Below are 17257 nucleotides of genomic sequence, written 5' to 3'. Positions count from 1 at the left end.
CCTAGAAGCGGCGGATAGACTCGCAGCGTGCCGTCCACCATTGAAAAGAACAGCCGTGTTTCGGTAGAAGAACGCCTGTTCAGCCTGGTACTTGCGCTTATCGCAACGGAAGTCGGGTTGACCAAGGCCGATATTCTGTCCACCGTGCAGGGGTACCGCCAGCGCTATCTCCCCGGCGGAGACAACGCGAGCCTGGAGCGGCAGTTCGAACGAGACAAAGACGACATCCGCGAACTGGGCATTCCGCTCGAGGTGGTTGAGCCGCCGGACGATCCCGGGAGCAACCACCATTTGCGCTACCGCATCCCCAAGGGACTCTACGAGCTTCCGGTGGGCGTGACTTTCAGTCCGGACGAGCTCATGCTGCTGAAGCTTGCCGCGACGGTCTGGCGGGAGGGCTCCCTGTCTGCGGAGTCCAGGCGTGCGATGACTAAACTGCATGCGCTGGGCATCGACTCGAGCGATCCCGTGCTCGGTTACTCGCCGTCCCTGCGCGTGCGGGAGGCGTCCTTCGAACCGCTCAGCAAGGCAATGGATCGCGGTCAGGTTGTGGCATTCCTCTATCTGAAGCCCGGCGAGGCGGCGGCGCGCCGCCGTCAGGTCGAGCCCCGCGCCATGGTGTTGCACGACGGACGATGGCACCTGTTCGGCACCGACCAGGATGCTGCGGCAACCCGCACGTACCTGCTCTCCCGGATCGTGGGCCCGGTGGTGACGGTCCCCGGAGCCTCGTTCGTGGCGCACGGTGACGGTCAGGGGCAGGAAGCGCTCAGCGAGCTCGAGGCGCTGTGGACCGCCAACATCGCCGTGATCGCCGCCCGGCCGGGCAGCGATGCCGCGGTGAGACTGTCGAAACGAGTCGCCCCGGGAGAGATTCGAACGAACGCGGACGCATCCGCTCTCCACCTGAACTTCACCGATCTCAACGTGTTCGCCGACGAGCTCGCCGGCTACGGCCCGGAGGTTCTGGTGCACTCGCCCGCGGCCCTGCGCACGGCGGTCCGGTCCCGCCTGATCACCGTGCGGGATGCCCACACCGATTTCGATCTGAATGTGCACCCGGATACCACGACGGCGGCCGACGAATGAACGGCGGTCCGGCACTCGGAGCATCCGACAAGCTGACCTTCCTCCTGGCGCTGGTTCCCTTCCTGATGGACCATGACCGCATCAGCGTGACCGACGTCGCCGCGCACTTCGGGGTGTCGCCTGACCGGGTGCGCGACGCGGTCAATCTCATCGCGGTTTCCGGCATCCCCGGGGAAACCCGCCAGTACCTGCACGGCGACCTGTTCGATATCCATTGGGACGAGTTCGAAACGAACGACCTCATCGTGCTCACCCACCTCGTGGCCATCGACGACTCGCCGCGCTTCTCCGCCCGGGAAGCCGCCGCGCTGATCGCCGGCCTTCAATACCTGTCGTCGCTACCGGAGAATGCCGACGTCGACGCGATCGCGTCGCTGATGGCGAAACTCACCCGCAGCGCCTCAGCGGCTCCCAGCCAAGTTGCCGTCTCCGGCACGGATGCCCGCAGCAGTATTGCGGTCGTGCAAGCCGCGGTCCGCGGCGGAGTACAGATCGAGTTCGACTACCTGAATGCCCGCGGCGAGAATGAACTGCGCCGGGTCGACCCGTGGCGCATCCAGTCTGTGGACCGGGACTGGTACCTGCGCGGCTGGTGCCACCTCCGCGAAGCGGCCCGCACCTTTCGCCTCGACCGAATGAGCGATCTGCACGTGACCGACGTGCCGACCAACCCCCGGTCCGCCGATGCTGTGCCGACCGAGACCCTCTTCGAGGGCTCCGCGTCCGACCAGGATGTGACGGTTGAACTCCCGACGTCTGCCGTTCCGCTGCTCGCAGACTACGCACCATACGGCGCCCCCGGCGCACACGGGGACCGCGTGCGGAGGACACTCAAAGTGGCTCACTATCACGGCCTCAAACGCCTCGTCACCGGCCTCGCCGGAGTCGTGGAAGTGGTTGACCCGGCCGAGGCGCGCGCGGTCGTGCGCGAGTGGGCGGCCGCCGGCGTGGCCCGCTACGACGAGTCCGAACCGACAGACGCGGGGGAGTAGATGATGCCGTGGTGGTCGTGGGCACTGATCTGGATCGGCCTGGTGCTCGGCCTGCTCGCGATGCTGGCCTGGTTCGGATTCGCCCTGTTCAAGAAGGTCATGGCCACACTGGAGGCCCTTCAAGAACTCGGCGATCTTGTCGCTGACGTCACCCGGGGGCAGGAGCTGCCGCCGTCGGACCGGTTCCAACCGGCCGTCTTCACAAAGCCCGCCGACCTCTACCGCGCTCTCGAACTGGTTCAGCGTGACCGGGCGCAACGTCGACAGCGGCGGCGGGATTCCTCGATCGCCAGAGGTAAACTGTTTATAACTCAACCATTGACCCAGAGGACAGATACTGATGCTTAACAACCTGACCGGATGGCACTTCCTGATCATCCTCGTCATCGTTCTGCTTCTGTTCGGTGCGCCCAAGCTTCCCGGCCTCGCCCGCAGCCTCGGGCAGTCCATGAAGATTTTCAAGAACGAGATCAAGAGCGATAAAGAAGACGCCGAAACCACCGGCAGCGCTGACGACTCTTCGAAGGCCGCCGGCACAGCCGACCCGACGACGAAATCGTAAGTCCCGTGGCGGGGCGAATCCCTCGGCGCACGGCCACTGATGGAAAAATGTCGCTGGGCCAACATCTGCTAGAGCTGCGCAAGCGTCTCTTCCTCGCTGCGGCAGGAATACTGGTTGGTGCGATCGTCGGCTGGTTCCTGTCCGATTTCGTGTGGGACGCCCTGCGCGAGCCGATCTACGCCATCATCGAGGCGCAGGACCGCACGGCTCAGCTGAACTACCCAGACATCACTAGTGCCTTTGACCTGAAGTTGAAGATCGCCTTCTACGTGGGGCTCGTCGTGTCCAGCCCGGTCTGGCTCTTCCAGATCTTCGCGTTCCTGGTTCCCGGCCTCACCCGCATCGAAAAGCAGTACACCTTCGGCTTCCTCTTCACCGCCATTCCGCTGTTCCTGGCGGGCTGCGCTGCGGGATGGTTCGTTCTGCCGAACATCGTCGGACTGATGACGAGTTTCGCACCCAAGGAAGACGCCGCTCTCATCGTCGCGCAAAGTTACCTCGATTTCGTGTTGAAGCTCATGATCGCGATCGGTGTGGCATTCGTGCTCCCCGTCTTCATCGTTCTGCTCAACCTGGCCGGAGTGATCAGTGCTCAGTCGATCATCAAATCCTGGCGGATCGCAGTGCTGTTGATCACGCTGTTTACCGCGATCGCCACCCCCGCTGCCGACGTGATCTCGATGTTTCTTCTTGCCATCCCTATGGTCCTGCTTTACTTCGCCGCCTATGGAATCGCGTTCCTCCACGATCGACGTGCCGCCCGCCGCGCCCGTTCCCTCGAACAGGAGTTGGCGCTCTGAGCGCATCCGATGACCAACCTTGAATCGCCCGCGGAACGCTATGCCGCCTCCCGAGCCCGCGCCGGCCGGCCCCGCCTGGAGTCATTCCGCACCGGGCTCCGCTTCGGACTGGATCCCTTCCAGCTGGCCGCTTGCGCGTCTCTCGAGGACGGTAACAGCGTGCTTGTGGCCGCGCCCACGGGTGCCGGCAAAACCCTGATCGCCGAGTTCGCGATCTATCTGGCAATGCAGAGCTCACGGAAGAAGGTCTTCTACACCGCCCCGATGAAGGCGCTGAGCAATCAAAAGTTTCAGGAACTCGTCGCAGAATACGGGGTGGATGCCGTGGGCCTGCTCACCGGCGACACGAACGTGAACCCGCAGGCCCGCATCGTGGTCATGACGACCGAAGTGCTGCGCAACATGCTCTACGCCGATTCGGACCTCCTCACAAACCTTGCCTTCGTCGTGTTGGACGAGGTCCACTTCCTGGCCGACCGGTTCCGCGGTGCCGTCTGGGAAGAGGTCATCATCCATCTGCCCCAGGACGTACGTCTGGTCTCGCTCAGCGCCACGGTCTCAAACGCCGAAGAATTCGGCGACTGGCTGCAGGCCGTCCGCGGCGAAACGGATGTCATCGTCTCCGAAGAGCGGCCGGTTCCGCTCGAACAACATGTGCTGGTCAAGAGCAAAATGATCGACCTCTTTGACGCAGCCGGCCTGGCCGGGACCCACCGGGTGAACCCGGAGCTGGTGCGGCTGGCCCAGTCGGGCGGGCGCGCACCCGGCGTCCGCTCGGCGAACGGACGCCGGGGCGGCGACCGCGAACGCGGCCGGGGGACCCAGCCGCGTGGCGGTTTCGAACCGGGGCGGATGGACCGCTCCGACATCGTGCGGCTGCTCGAGGGCAAACACCTGCTCCCGGCGATCTTCTTCATCTTCAGCCGAGTCGGCTGCGACCAGGCGGTCCGCCAGGTACTGCGGGCCGGCGTGCGCTTGACCGACGCTCAGGAGCGCGAGGAGATCCGGCAGATCGTCGACGAGCGCTGCCGTACGCTGCTCGACGAAGACCTCGGCGTGCTCGGCTACTTCGAGTGGCTCGACGGCCTCGAGCGGGGTGTCGCCGCCCACCACGCCGGGCTGCTTCCGGCGTTCAAGGAGGTCGTCGAGGAGCTGTTTCAGAAGAAGCTCCTAAAGGCCGTCTTCGCCACGGAAACCCTGGCGCTCGGCATCAACATGCCGGCCCGTACGGTGGTGCTCGACAAGCTCGAGAAGTTCAACGGCGAGGCGAGAGTGCCGGTCACCCCGGGGGAGTACACCCAGCTGACCGGTCGGGCCGGGCGGCGCGGCATTGACATCGAGGGCCACTCGGTGATCCAGTGGGCTTCCGGACTCGACCCTCAGACGGTGGCGTCACTCGCGTCTCGACGCACCTACCCGCTCAATTCCAGCTTTAAGCCGACCTACAACATGGCCGTCAACCTGATCGACCAGTTCGGTCGGGAACGCACGCGTGAGGTCCTCGAGTCCTCGTTTGCCCAGTTCCAGGCCGATCGGGCGGTCGTCGACCTGGCACGCAGAGTGCGCCAACAGGAAGAGTCACTGACCGGGTTCGCACAATCCATGGTCTGCCACCTGGGCGACTTCACCGAATACTCCGCCATCCGTCGCAATCTCACCGACGTCGAGCGCCAAAATGCGGCGGGGGAGACCGGCGCCCGTGCGGCGCGCGAGCGCCGCCAGCGCGAACTCGGCAGCCTGCGTAAGCGCATGCGCGAGCATCCGTGCCATAGCTGCCCTGAGCGCGAGCAGCACGCACGGTGGGCACAGCGCTGGTGGACGCTGAGGCGAGACACGGATACCCTCACCCAGCAGATTACGACACGCACCGGCGCCGTCGCACGCGTCTTCGACCGGGTGACCGAAGTTCTCATGGGCTACGGCTATCTCCTCGAGAACCCCGACGGCACGGCCACGCTCAGCCCGAGCGGCCTGATCCTGCGGCGCATCTACGCGGACCGTGACCTCCTGGTAGCGGAATCGCTGCGCCGGGGCCTGTGGAACGACCTCGACCCAGCGGGTCTCGCCGCCATGGCCTGCGCTCTCGTTTTCGAACCCCGCCGCGAAGAGGGTTTGATCGACGAACGCTACCTGCCCAAGGGCGCCTTCCGCGAGGCCCTGCACGAGACCCAGGAGTTGTGGAGCCGCCTCGATGATCTCGAACGCGATCACAAGCTTCCCGGCAGCAACCCCCTCGCGGTGGGACTCAGCCTGGCGATATGGAAGTGGGCGCGAGCCGGTTCGCTCATCGACGTCCTGGATGAGGCCGAGATGGCGGCGGGCGACTTCGTGCGCTGGACGAAGCAGACCATCGACCTTCTGGATCAGCTCTCGGTCGTGGCCGACGACCCCGTCGGCCGCACCGCTCGCAAGGCCATGGATGCGATCCGCCGTGGGATCGTGGCCTACTCGTCAGTCGCCTAGGCTGATGACGTGATCTCGGGGACCCTTCGGCCATTGGCCCTCCCGTTGCCGGCCGCTATTCTGCTCGCCGCGGCGGCCGGCGCGATCCTGGACGCCGGGTTTCCCGATCGGTCGTGGTGGATTCTGGCCCTGGTCGGAGTCTTCCTGATGCTCTTCGCCCTACTGGGGCGTGGTTTCTGGTCCGGCCTGCTCATCGGGTTGGTGGCCGGATCAGCGTTCTGGTTGATCCACATCAGCTGGCTGACGCTCTATCTCGGACCTGTGCCCTGGCTGGCACTGGCCGGCTTGCAAACCATATTCTTCTGCATCAGCCTGGCGCTGATCGGTGTCGTGCTCGAAACGGGGCCGCGGGTGTGGCCGACCAGCTTGGGCCGCCTCGGCGTGGTGCCGGTGGTCGTGGCTGGGCTGTGGACGGCGCGGGAAGCACTCGCCTCGGTATGGCCGTATGGCGGATTCGCTTGGGGCAGGGTGGCCATCTCCCAGTCCGAGAGCCCGTTCAATTCACTGGTGGCCTGGGTCGGCATGTCGGGGCTCAGCTTCGTCCTGGTCTGGCTTTGCGCCCTGGCTCTGCAGTTGCTCCGCGAAACCCCGGTGCGACTCACCGTGCGCTCAGGCATCGCCGCAGGGGCAATCGCGGTCGTATTGGTCGTACCGGCCTGGCCGACGGTACAGACGGGGGAGGTGCGTCTGGCTGCCATCCAGGGTGCTTCGGATGCCGGTCTGTTCGCGCGCTACTCACCGGGGCAGATCCTGGCGGATCACACTTCGGCGACCTTGGCCGTCATCGACGAGGAGGTCGACTTCGTCGTGTGGCCGGAGAACGCCAGCGACATCGACCCCCTTCGTTCAACGGATGCCGCCAAGAACCTGGACTTCCTCAGCCGCCGGATGGGCGTCCCGATCATCGCGGGAGCGATAACGCAGCGGAACAACAAGATCTACAACAGCTCTCTGCTGTGGCAGGAGGGGGAGGGCGCCGTCGACATCTACGACAAGGTGCATCCGGTGCCCTTCGCGGAGTACATGCCGGACCGTGCGTTCTGGCGGCCATTTGCTCCCGAGCTGATCGACCTGGTCGCGCGCGACTACGCCATCGGCACCCGGGACAACGTTTTCGACATCAACGGGATCGTGGCGGGACTCGCCATCTGCTTCGATATCGCCGACGACCAGCTCGTTCAGGAAATGGTCGACGACAAAGCCGAGATCATCCTTGCCCAGACGAACAACGCCGACTTCGGCCGCACCGACGAGAGCGTGCAGCAGTTGGCCATCGCGCGACTCCGAGCCATCGAAGCCGGGCGCACGGTCGTGAATATCTCCACCGTGGGCACCAGCGCCATCATCACGCCGGATGGTGCCACGCTCGACAGTCTGCCGACCTGGCTGCCCGGAGCGATGGTGCAGTCAGTTCCCCTGAGCGACACGGTCACCCCGGCGATGGCTGCGGGACGGGTAATCGAGTGGCTGGTGTGCGGCCTCGGCCTTGCCGGGTTTGTACTGTGCTCTCGTAGCGCGCTGCGCGCCCGACGGAATCGGGCGCGTAGCATGTGATCCTGATCAGTTCAGGCGGCGCGAAAAAGGGCCGATCAGGCGCCGATCTTCTGCTGTCCGCGACGCTCCCGCAGGAACGTCAGCCGTTCCTCAAGGAGTTCCTCGAGCTCGGCCCGGGTGCGTCGCTCCAGGAGCATGTCCCAGTGCGTACGCGGTACTTTCTCGTCGGAATGGTCAACTATCACCGGTTTGGAGTCAACCAACCGGGTTGCTGTCTGTGAACAGAAGCGACATTCCCATTCGTCAGGAGCTTCCGCCTCTGCCGAGAAGATCATGACCGTCTCCCGTGCGCACGTCGCACACAGATACGTGTGACTAACTCGTGGTGAAAAAGTTACGCCCTCTTCGCTCTGAAGGCTTTGTGCGCCTAACCTCATGCCACGCAAACTGCGATCCGCCATCGTATGGTCTCCTCTCGCGATACACCTTCTAGGTATAAACCATCAAGCTGGACGTTATCTTTCCGTTATGTGACTTCTCGGAGCGAACTCTCAGGCTCGCGCCGCGATGATCGCCACGGCCAGGTCGCACCGGTCGGTGACGATCCCGTCGACACCGAGGTCCAGGAGCCGGATCATGGACTCCGCATCGTTGATGGTCCAGACATGCACCTCCACCTCGGCCGCGTGCATGCCGCGAATGAAGCGGGGAGTGAGGATGCGAAGGAAACGAACCGCCTCCGGCACCTGCACGGCGGCAAAGCTCCTCAGGGAGTGCCGAACCGGAGCGGCAAGGCCCAGTTCGGCGGCCAAAACGGCGCGCATCAAGACCGACGCGGATGCCGATGTGGCCACCCCGGGGAGCAGCGCAGCCGTGCGGCGACGGCGGTTCTCGGAGAAAGAGGTGATCAGCACCCGGTCGATGGCGCCGGCGTCCCGGACCGCCGCGGCCGTGGCCTCGACGGCGGCCAATGATTTGACGTCGATGTTGAACCGGGCCTCCGGGAAGACGTCAAGTCCCTCGCGAAGGGACGCGAAGGATTGCCCCTGACCGAGTCCGACCCGGCGCAGCTCACCCATGGTGAGCTGATCGAGGCGAATGCGGGTTCCGGCCACATCGTGTTCAGCGTCGTGGCTGAGCACGGCGATTCCGTCGTCCGTGGCGTGGACATCCGTCTCGATGTGGGTCGCGCCGACCGCGAGCGCGTGCCGGAACGCCAGCAGGGTGTTCTCCGGTGCATCAAGGGAGAGGCCGCGATGGGCGAAAACGCGCGGCCCGACCCCCTCGAGGTACATCGCCGCCTACGCCTCCGGGACGGCGGGGGACCGGCCGGCCGGCCCGGCCTGCGCGGTCTGCGCGGTCTGCGCGGGGGCGGCCGAGCCGCCGACGGCATGGCCGAACGCCGCCCCGATGCCGTTCATCGCGGCGGTGAGTTCGCTGGGCACGATCCACAACTTGTTCGCACTGCCCTCCGCGAGCTTGGGGAGGGTCAGAAGGTACTGATAGGCCAGGAGCTTCGGATCCGGGTCACCGTCGTGGATCGCCCTGAATACCGTGGTGATGGCCTCCGCCTCACCCTGGGCGCGCAGAACGGCTGCCTTCGCGTCACCCTCCGCCGACAGGATGGCGGCCTGCCGAGCTCCCTCGGCCGTCAGAATCGCCGACTGCTTCGTGCCCTCGGCGGTCAGGATGACCGCGCGGCGGTCACGCTCGGCGCGCATCTGCTTCTCCATCGAATCCTGGATGGACAGGGGCGGGTCGATCGCCTTCAGCTCCACCCGTCCGACTCGGATACCCCACTTGCCGGTCGCCTCGTCCAGCACGATCCGTAGTTGCCCGTTGATATTGTCGCGGCTGGTCAGCGCCTCTTCAAGGTTGAGGCCACCGACCACATTGCGCAGGGTCGTCGTCGTGAGCTGCTCGACCGCGCCCAGGTAATTCGCGATTTCGTAGGTGGCGGCACGTGCATCCGTGACCTGAAAATAGACCACGGTGTCAATAGACACCACGAGATTGTCCTCCGTGATCACCGGCTGCGGGGGGAAGGAAACGACCTGTTCGCGCATGTCCAGCAAGGGTCGCACCCGGTCGATGAAGGGAACCAGGATGTTCAGGCCCGGCTCGAGCGTCTTGTGATACTTGCCCAGACGCTCGACAACGCCGGCGTTGGCTTGCGGGATGATCTTGATGGCCCGGACAAGAACGACGACGACGAACACCCCGAGTACCAAGAGGAGGGCGGCAATGAAGATTTGCCCAATGAATTCACCGGTGGAGAGCACTATGTGATGTTCCTTTCCGAGGGATGAACGACGGCGGTGGAGCCTTCGATCGCGGTCACGCGAACAATCTCACCGGGTTCGGCGGATTGCGTGTCGGTGTCGGGGGAGAGGCGGGCTGTCCAGGTTTCGCCGTTGGCCAGTTTGACCATTCCACCCGAGGGGCGAACGGTGGACAGTACTTGTGCGGTCATGCCGAGCAGTGCGGCGACATTGCTCGGTGTGTGATCGGCACCCTTCCTCATCAGCCGCAGGAGAACCGGGCGTATGAGCAGGATGAGGAGCACGGATACCACGGCGGCCGTGACGATCTGGAGCCACCACACGGCTCCCAGCAGGTTCGCCCCCAGGCCGGCCAGGCTTCCGACAGCAATCATCAGAAAGGTGAACTCGAGCGACAGCAGCTCGATGATCACACAGACGAGGATGAAGACGAGCCACACGATCCACAAGTAGTCGGTCAGGTCAGCCATCAATTTTGGAGCCTCTCACGTGACGTTTCCCTATCGAAGCTATCACCTGCTCGTTGGCCGGAGTCGAGACTGGCCGAGGCTGAGTCCCGCCGCTCATGTTGGTAGGGTTGGGCGTTGTGACTACTGCACCCAAAAATCCCCTCGACGCCGGCTCTCTCATCGGCAAACGCGCCCTGGTCACGGGGTCGTCCCGTGGTGTCGGAGCGGCCACCGTCGGCCTCCTCGCCGAGGCGGGCGCCAGCGTCGCGATCAACTTCCGTAACAAGGAGGCACGGGCGATCAAGGTCGCCGATGCGATCCGCGCCGCAGGTGGCACGGCAATCACGGTCGGCGCAGATCTGACGGATGCTGCATCCGTCGAGTCCATGTTCGAAACCATCCGTGCGGAGTTCGGCGGCCTCGACATCCTCGTCATGAACGCCTCCGGTGGCATGGAAAGCGGCATGGCCGAGGATTACGCCATGCAGCTGAACCGGGACGCCCAGGTCAACCTGCTGCACGCGGCACGGCCCTTGCTCGCTCCGGGTGCCCGCGTGGTGTTCGTCACCAGCCACCAGGCCCACTTCGTCGAGACCACGACCACCATGGCCGAATACGAGCCGGTCGCCCGGAGCAAGCGCGCCGGTGAGGATGCACTGCGCGCCCTCATCCCCGAGTTCGCCGAGGCCGGCATCGGTTTCGTCGTTGTCTCCGGCGACATCATTGAGGGCACGGTCACCGCCGTCCTGCTCGAGCGAGCCAGCCCGGGCACCATGACCGCGCGTAAGGATGCCGCCGGCCGGCTGTACAACGTCAGCGAATTCGGCGCCGAGGTTGCGTTGGCGGCCGTCGAGGCCGTGCCGGAGAACAACACCAGGTACGTCGGGGACATCGCGGACTACGTCGGCGAAGCCGCCAGTCGAAACTGACGTCGCGGGCAGCACGTGCAGTGCGGCCTGGCGAATGCCGTGCGGCCGCGCCGAGCGGCTACGCCGTATCGAGTGTCGGCGACCGGCCCCGGCCGAACATGAAGGCCTGCGCCAGTTGGATAATCCCGGACAGAACGAGGAACACTCCGCCGATCGTGACCAGAATGGTGACCGACTCGACGGGGGAGAAGAGCACCACGACGCCGGTCACGACGGCGATGGCGCCGAAGACCGCACCGAACCACCTGCTGGAGTCCGGAGCCGTCTCGACCAATCCGGCCACACCTTCCACGATCCAGGAGCTCCCGATGAGCATCCCGAGCACTGCCAGGGTGTCCAAAGGGTTTCTGATTGCCACGATACCGCCGACGATCAGCAGCACGCCGAGCAGGATGTTCACAACCCGGCTACCGCCGGACGCACCCTGTGTGAATAATCCTCGGCCTACGTGAACGATGCCGCTGATCAAAAAGTACAGGCCGAAGAGGATCTTGAGGGAGCCGACGGTGGCGTCCGGCCAGGACAGGATCAGGACGCCGACGACCAGGGCCAACAGGCCGGTGCCAGCAATGGCCAGGCGCACACCGGTGATTTCTGACGTGCTGAGCGCTCTCTAATCCAACGACAGATCGAAGGCCGTAACGGTAATGGGCATTTCAGCTGCCTCTCGGATTCTGGGAACGTGCCGTGTCGCACAAAGTAGTCGAGTCCGGCCAGCACGTCCAGACCTCTTCATTGGTTGACCGATAATGCACATTATGTCAGCACAGACGATGCTTTCGCCTGACCAGGTGAGGCATAGGATCACTTCCGAAGCGTCATGCATCGTGCCGGAATGTGTCCAGCGGTGGATTAGGACCCTTGTGCAGACATTTGGCGACGGTTAGCCGAACCGCCGCCGCCGGACTCATTCTGGGCGGTCGATTTCCTTGTCGGTGTTCTCCGGTTCGTGCGGGCGCAGGACCATCCCGAATTCGTTCACGGGCAGGAACGCGTCCCGGTCCCACGCGCCCGGATGCGGCACGGGGCACGTAAGGATAGTGTCATGGGCGCCGCGCTCGATCAAATGTGCACGCATGGTCTGCCCACAGACCGGGCATTCCTTCAGATCAGTCGGCACGTCCGTATCCGCGAATCGCGGATCCACTCGGTCGGAGTGGCGAGTAGGACTGCTCACCGGCGGTTCCCTGTCTTTGTCCATGTGCTCAGACTACGCCGAGTTTCAAAATCGACCAGATGCGTGTGCTTTGCGTCTATTCTTCTCCGAAGCCCGATTCCAGAAGGTCTCCCAGAGCGGCTACGGCTGCCGCTCCGGCCTCATCCGAGGAGGAGATCTTCGCGGTCATGCCGCGGATGAGTCCGAGTGACATCACGGCGAGCAGACTGGATGCATCCCTGCCGTTCACGGTGACTCGTGCCTCGAACGTATTGGCGAGCTTCACGAAGTCAGCAGCCGGTCGGGCATGCAGACCATCCTTGTTCACCAGGGTAACGGTTCGCGTGACCACCGGCGGCAGCGCTGGTTCCGCCCCAGCTGCGGAGACGGCCCCGGCTGCGGATTGCGCGGCCCGCACGACAGACTCGATGTCTCCCCCAATCTCGGCGGCGGCGGCCGCAGCCACACCCCCCTCGACCAGAGGCGCATCCACGATTCGTACTCGGGCACGCGCCGCGTCTCCGAGGAAATCCAACGCGGTTTCGGCCGTCAGGATCGCGGAGCCCAGGTCGCAGAGGAGCACGACGCCGGCGCCGGCGTCAGCCTGTGCAATGCCGCTGACCACCTTCGTGAAGCTCGTGCCGATACCCCCGTCGTCTGTCCCACCGGCCGGGACCATCCTCGTTTGGGGTGCCATCTGAGTTGCCAGATCGAGGAGACCGTCGGCGATCTTCGAGCTGTGGGAGATGAAAACGAGGCCGACAAGCCCCTCTGTGGCGGTCATTTCAGGCGGTCGCTGCGGTGTCGGCAGCTGCTCGCAACAGCAGGGCCGAAGACTGCGCTCCCGGGTCGCGGTGACCGATGGCCCGTTCGCCGAGGTAGCTAGCCCGTCCCTTGCGCGCAACCCAGGGTTCCGTCGCCTCTGCCCCTGCCTCGGCGGCAGCTGCCGCCGCCATCAAAATCGCCAGGTCGTTCGCACCGTCGGCACGGGCTGCTTCGGCGGCGTCGACCGCCGGAGTCCAGGCATCGACCATGGTCTTGTCTCCGGGTTCCGCCTTGCCGCGCAGGACGATGCCGTCTCGCGCGGCCGCCAGGAATGCGACTAGAGCGGCCCCGTCAAGATCAGCCGAGCCGGTGATGGCCACGGCCGCCTTGAGGAACGCTGTTCCATACAGTGGACCCGCCGCACCGCCCACGGTTGAGATCAACGTGGTTGCGACGAGTTTGAAGACGTCCCCGGGGTTCGCCTCGGACGAAAGGTCATCGAGTTTCAACAGCACCGCCTGGAAACCGCGGTCCATGTTTTCGCCATGATCACCATCGCCGATTTCACGGTCCAGATCAATCAATTCCACACGGTGCTCATTCATTACCGCCGCGCTGGTCCTGATCCAGGCTTTCGCCCACGTGCCGTCTAGCTTCATTGGATCTCCTTCTACCGGCCTATCGTCCCCACCGTAGCGCTGCCGTCTGGACCGGCGCATCCCACAGGGCAGTCAGTTCGTCATCGAGTTTCAGCACGGTGATGGATGTTCCCTGCATCTCGAGAGACGTCGTAAAGTTCCCGACGAGTGTCCTGGATACTTCGATCCCCTGTTCGGCCAACACCTCGGCGGCCCGTCGAAACACGATGTACAGCTCGATTTGCGGTGTGCCGCCCATTCCGTTGACGAAGAGCAGCACCTCGTCCCCGGCTACGAACGGGATGTCCTCAAGGATAGGGCCGAGGAGCCGGTCGACGATGGCGTCGGCCGGCTCCAGCTTGATCCGCGCGCGCCCCGGCTCGCCGTGGATGCCGATCCCGATCTCTATCTCATCGTCGGCGAGCGTGAAGCTGCCTTCCCCGGCGTGGGGAACAACGCACGGCGTCAGCGCCACACCCATCGAACGCACACCGGAGATGACCCTCTCTGCGATCGCGGCGACAGTCTCCAGGGCGTCTCCGCGCTCAGCCGACGCTCCAGCGATCTTCTCGACCAGGACCGTTCCGGCCACGCCACGTCGCCCGGCCGTGTACAGCGAGTCCTTCACGGCGACGTCGTCGTTGACGATCACCGAGCGGACCTCGATTCCGTCCGCGGCGGCGAGGTCGGCGGCGGTCTCGAAATTCAAGACGTCCCCGGTGTAGTTCTTGACGATGTGGAGCACCCCCGCTCCCCCATCGACCGCCTTCGTCGCGGCGAGGATCGGGTCGGGTGTCGGTGAGGTGAAAACGGCCCCGGGTACGGCTGCGTCCAGCATCCCGAACCCGACGAACCCACCGTGAAGTGGCTCGTGTCCGCTTCCTCCTCCGCTGACCAGACCCACTTTCCCGGCAACGGGAGCTTCCGTGCGCACGATGTAGGTCGGTTCCGTCGAAATCCGGACGATATCGGCGTGGGCCGCGCCGAACCCGGCCACGGCCTCAGCGACGACGTTCTTGGGATCATTGACGAGTTTCTTCATGTCTCTTCCTTCGATCGAGGTGGTTGGACGGCCCGTCGACGGGCTGTTGTGGAGCGCTATGCACTTTAGGCTCAACCTACGCGCTGCCCTCGCTGCCGGTAAGGGGCGGTGAATTACGCGTCCACCGGCCCATTCCGCTGCGTTAATCGCCGCGCTATGGTAACGCCGATCGCTCACCGCTCTGGGTCGCTCCGGCATCTTCAGCCTCACCAAGAAAGGTCAACGTGGACAATATTGGAGTCGTATTCTTATCGGAAGTGCTGGGCACGGGGATACTCGTCCTCCTCGGAACCGGTGTGGTCGCCAACGTCGCGCTGGCCAAGAACAAGGGCCTCGGCGGCGGATTCCTCATGGTCACCATCGGGTGGGGTTTCGCGGTCTTCGCCGGTGTCATCGTCGCCTACAACTCTGGTGCACACCTTAACCCGGCAGTCACCCTCGGCCTGGTGACATCGGGTGCGACGGAGTTCGGTTCGGGCGTTCCCGTGAACTTCCTGTCTGTCCTCACCTACATCGCGGGTCAGCTCCTCGGCGCCTTCATCGGAGCCGTCTTTTGCTGGCTGGCCTACAAACAGCACTTCGACGCTGAGCCCAACTCCGCCAACAAACTCGGCGTCTTCTCGACCGGTCCGGCCATCCGCTCCTACGGATGGAACCTGACAACCGAGATCATCGGCACATTCGTGCTTGTCTTCGTCGTTCTGGCGTTCGGTGGCGGGCGCCAGGGCGAGAGTGGCGGACTGGCCGCGCTCGGCGCACTGCCCGTCGCGCTGCTAGTTATCGTCATCGGCACCTCGCTCGGTGGGCCGACCGGATACGCCATCAACCCGGCTCGTGACCTGGGGCCCCGCATCGCGCACTTCGTCCTGCCGATCAAGGGCAAGGGAACGTCTGATTGGGCCTATTCCTGGGTTCCTGTCGTGGGTCCGGTCATTGGCGGCATGCTCGCCGGATGGGCTTCCCTGTTCCTATTGCCCGTCCTCACGTAATCCTTCCCGCGGGCCGGTTCAGTCATTGAATCGGCCCGCGCTGTGTGGCTTCACGCAGCGGCGTGCGCCGCGTCAAGCACTGATTCTCGCAATCCAAGGAGGTATTCCAAGGCCGAAGACGTAATCGCAATCGCAATCGACCAGGGAACCACGAGTTCCCGAGCGATCATCATCGACAACGCAGGCTCGGTGATCGCGATCGGTCAGCACGAGCACGAGCACGAGCACGAGCACGAGCACGAGCAGATCTTCCCTCGGGCCGGCTGGGTCGAGCACGACCCGATGGAAATTTGGGACAACACCCGTGAAGTGATCGGCCAGGCTTTGTCCAAGTTGAACCTGACTCGGCATGACATCGAGGCCGTGGGAATCACCAACCAGCATGAGACCGCAGTGGTCTCGGACCGCCGCACCGGGCTGCCCGTCGACAACGCGATTGTCTGGCGAGATACCCGCACCCAGCCCATCGTGGACCGTCTCGTCGCCGACGACGGAGTCGAACGGTTCAAGGCCCAGGTGGGGCTCCCCCTGGCGACGTACTTCTCCGGAACGAAGATCGTCTGGATTCTCGAGGACGTGAATGTCGCGCGCGCAAGGCCGAAGCCGGCGATCTGATGTTCGGCACGACGGACTCCTGGGTGCTGTGGAACCTGACCGGCGGTCTCGAAGGCGGCGTGCACGCGACGGACGTGACCAACGCCAGCCGCACCAAGTTCATGGATCTCGAGACTCTGCAATGGGACGACGATATCCTCGCCGCCTTCGGGGAACCCAAGTCGATGCTGCCCGAGATTCGTTCGTCGTCCGAGGTCTACGGCATCGCGAGCGGCCACTGCCGGCCTTCGACCAAGGTGAGGCGAAGAATACCAACGGCACCGGTGCCTTCCTGATCTTCAACACGGGCACCGATATCATCCACTCCAAGAACGGTTTGCTCACCACGCTCGGCTACAAGCTCAGCGACGCCGAACCCCACTATGCGCTGGACGGCTCCATCGCGGTCACCGGCTCCCTCGTGCAGTGGCTGCGAGACAATCTGGGAATGATCAGTACCCCCGAGGAAATCGAGACGCTTGCCAAAACGGTCGATGACAATGGCGGCGCCTACTTCGTGCCCGCCTTCTCCGGACTCTTCGCGCCGAACTGGCGCTCGGACGCCCGTGATGCCCTCGTCGGCCTGGTCCGATTCGTGGACAAGGGCCACATCTACCGCGCCGCCCTCGAGGCGACCGCGTTTCAGACCCGGAAGGTCCTGGACGCGGTTGACGCCGACTCGGGTGTTCCATTGACCGAGCTGAAGGTTGACCGGGCATGATCGGCAACAACACGCTGATGCAGTTCCAGGCCGACATCATCGGCGTGCCAGTGGTGCGACCGGTTGTGGCCGAAACCACGGCTCTCGGCGCCGCGTACGCCGCCGGACTGGCGGTCGGGTTCTGGGGTGACCTTGACGAACTGCGGGCCAACTGGCAGGAGGACAGCCGGTGGACCCCGCAAATGGGCGAAGAAGAGCCGAACCGACAGATGCTCAACTGGAAGAAGGCCGTTACCAAGACGTTCGGCTGGGTTGACGAAGACGTCGTCTAGCTCGTCTCGTTTTGTCTGGG

The 17257-nt window shown here is 64.4% G+C and carries 18 protein-coding genes and 1 pseudogene; 10 read left to right on the top strand and 9 right to left on the bottom strand.

Annotation, left to right across the window (positions count from 1 at the left end; translation table 11 throughout):
* Positions 1 to 27: 27 nt before the first annotated feature.
* The 7 genes from CXY79_RS12720 to lnt are packed head-to-tail and all read left to right on the top strand — an operon-like array spanning position 28 to position 7460.
* Complete coding sequence (locus tag CXY79_RS12720; protein ID WP_233191462.1) at positions 28 to 1089, top strand: YafY family protein; 1062 nt, start codon at positions 28 to 30, stop codon at positions 1087 to 1089.
* Positions 1086 to 2081: a YafY family protein gene (locus tag CXY79_RS12715; protein ID WP_104102085.1), complete on the top strand. Its 996-nt coding sequence runs from the start codon at positions 1086 to 1088 to the stop codon at positions 2079 to 2081. Before CXY79_RS12720 ends, CXY79_RS12715 begins: the two co-directional genes overlap by 4 nt.
* The gene (locus tag CXY79_RS12710) at positions 2082 to 2429 is read left to right on the top strand and encodes a hypothetical protein (protein ID WP_104102082.1); all 348 of its coding nucleotides are present in this window, start codon (positions 2082 to 2084) and stop codon (positions 2427 to 2429) included.
* Positions 2422 to 2643: a twin-arginine translocase TatA/TatE family subunit gene (gene tatA, locus CXY79_RS16580; RefSeq protein ID WP_104102079.1), complete on the top strand. Its 222-nt coding sequence runs from the start codon at positions 2422 to 2424 to the stop codon at positions 2641 to 2643. The genes CXY79_RS12710 and tatA overlap by 8 nt, the downstream gene beginning before the upstream one ends.
* 47 nt (positions 2644 to 2690) lie before the next feature.
* Positions 2691 to 3443 (top strand): twin-arginine translocase subunit TatC, encoded by a 753-nt coding sequence (gene tatC, locus CXY79_RS12700; protein WP_104102077.1) that lies wholly within the window; start codon positions 2691 to 2693, stop codon positions 3441 to 3443.
* Between the two features lie 9 nt (positions 3444 to 3452).
* Positions 3453 to 5906 carry an RNA helicase gene (locus CXY79_RS12695; protein ID WP_104102074.1) on the top strand — a complete coding sequence of 818 codons (2454 nt, stop codon included), beginning with the start codon at positions 3453 to 3455 and terminating at the stop codon, positions 5904 to 5906.
* 9 nt (positions 5907 to 5915) lie between these two features.
* Positions 5916 to 7460, top strand: a complete 1545-nt coding sequence (gene lnt, locus CXY79_RS12690; RefSeq protein WP_104102072.1) for an apolipoprotein N-acyltransferase — start codon at positions 5916 to 5918, stop codon at positions 7458 to 7460.
* 35 nt (positions 7461 to 7495) lie between these two features.
* On the opposite strand, the gene CXY79_RS12685 is transcribed toward lnt, so the two are convergent.
* The 4 genes from CXY79_RS12685 to CXY79_RS12670 form a co-directional block, all read right to left on the bottom strand.
* Positions 7496 to 7861, bottom strand: a complete 366-nt coding sequence (locus CXY79_RS12685; RefSeq protein WP_104102069.1) for an RNA polymerase-binding protein RbpA — start codon at positions 7859 to 7861, stop codon at positions 7496 to 7498.
* Between the two features lie 90 nt (positions 7862 to 7951).
* On the bottom strand, positions 7952 to 8695 hold the full coding sequence (locus tag CXY79_RS12680; RefSeq protein WP_104102067.1) for a glycerophosphodiester phosphodiesterase family protein: 744 nt from the start codon (positions 8693 to 8695) through the stop codon (positions 7952 to 7954).
* A gap of 6 nt (positions 8696 to 8701) precedes the next feature.
* Positions 8702 to 9661: an SPFH domain-containing protein gene (locus CXY79_RS12675; RefSeq protein WP_369827983.1), complete on the bottom strand. Its 960-nt coding sequence runs from the start codon at positions 9659 to 9661 to the stop codon at positions 8702 to 8704.
* Between the two features lie 20 nt (positions 9662 to 9681).
* Positions 9682 to 10152, bottom strand: coding sequence for an NfeD family protein (locus CXY79_RS12670; protein ID WP_174720217.1), 471 nt, complete (start codon positions 10150 to 10152; stop codon positions 9682 to 9684).
* 116 nt (positions 10153 to 10268) lie between these two features.
* Here CXY79_RS12670 and CXY79_RS12665 point away from each other — a divergent pair, with 116 nt between their 5' ends.
* Complete coding sequence (locus CXY79_RS12665) at positions 10269 to 11060, top strand: SDR family oxidoreductase (RefSeq protein ID WP_233191461.1); 792 nt, start codon at positions 10269 to 10271, stop codon at positions 11058 to 11060.
* Positions 11061 to 11118: 58 nt separating this feature from the next.
* Here the strand turns inward: CXY79_RS12665 and CXY79_RS12660 are convergent, their stop codons facing one another.
* From CXY79_RS12660 to dhaK, 5 genes are all read right to left on the bottom strand, one after another.
* A complete protein-coding gene (locus CXY79_RS12660) occupies positions 11119 to 11643 on the bottom strand; it encodes an HdeD family acid-resistance protein (RefSeq protein WP_158250292.1) in 525 nt (174 codons plus the stop codon).
* Positions 11644 to 11967: 324 nt separating this feature from the next.
* On the bottom strand, positions 11968 to 12180 hold the full coding sequence (locus CXY79_RS15745; RefSeq protein ID WP_134342890.1) for a hypothetical protein: 213 nt from the start codon (positions 12178 to 12180) through the stop codon (positions 11968 to 11970).
* Between the two features lie 133 nt (positions 12181 to 12313).
* On the bottom strand, positions 12314 to 13000 hold the full coding sequence (dhaM, locus tag CXY79_RS12655; RefSeq protein WP_104102056.1) for a dihydroxyacetone kinase phosphoryl donor subunit DhaM: 687 nt from the start codon (positions 12998 to 13000) through the stop codon (positions 12314 to 12316).
* 1 nt (position 13001) lies between these two features.
* Positions 13002 to 13640: a dihydroxyacetone kinase subunit DhaL gene (gene dhaL, locus CXY79_RS12650; protein WP_104102053.1), complete on the bottom strand. Its 639-nt coding sequence runs from the start codon at positions 13638 to 13640 to the stop codon at positions 13002 to 13004.
* Between the two features lie 19 nt (positions 13641 to 13659).
* Positions 13660 to 14661 carry a dihydroxyacetone kinase subunit DhaK gene (gene dhaK, locus CXY79_RS12645; protein WP_104102051.1) on the bottom strand — a complete coding sequence of 334 codons (1002 nt, stop codon included), beginning with the start codon at positions 14659 to 14661 and terminating at the stop codon, positions 13660 to 13662.
* A gap of 224 nt (positions 14662 to 14885) precedes the next feature.
* Here dhaK and CXY79_RS12640 point away from each other — a divergent pair, with 224 nt between their 5' ends.
* Both CXY79_RS12640 and CXY79_RS12635 read left to right on the top strand, forming a co-directional pair.
* The gene (locus CXY79_RS12640; RefSeq protein ID WP_104102049.1) at positions 14886 to 15650 is read left to right on the top strand and encodes an MIP/aquaporin family protein; all 765 of its coding nucleotides are present in this window, start codon (positions 14886 to 14888) and stop codon (positions 15648 to 15650) included.
* Between the two features lie 123 nt (positions 15651 to 15773).
* A pseudogene (locus tag CXY79_RS12635) lies at positions 15774 to 17237 on the top strand (FGGY family carbohydrate kinase).
* Positions 17238 to 17257 lie beyond the last annotated feature (20 nt).

This window comes from Cryobacterium sp. M96 (genome assembly GCF_002929845.1).
Classification (GTDB): domain Bacteria; phylum Actinomycetota; class Actinomycetes; order Actinomycetales; family Microbacteriaceae; genus Cryobacterium; species Cryobacterium sandaracinum.
The sequence above is the reverse complement of the archived record's forward strand: the minus strand, read 5'-3'. Positions and strand labels throughout refer to the sequence as shown.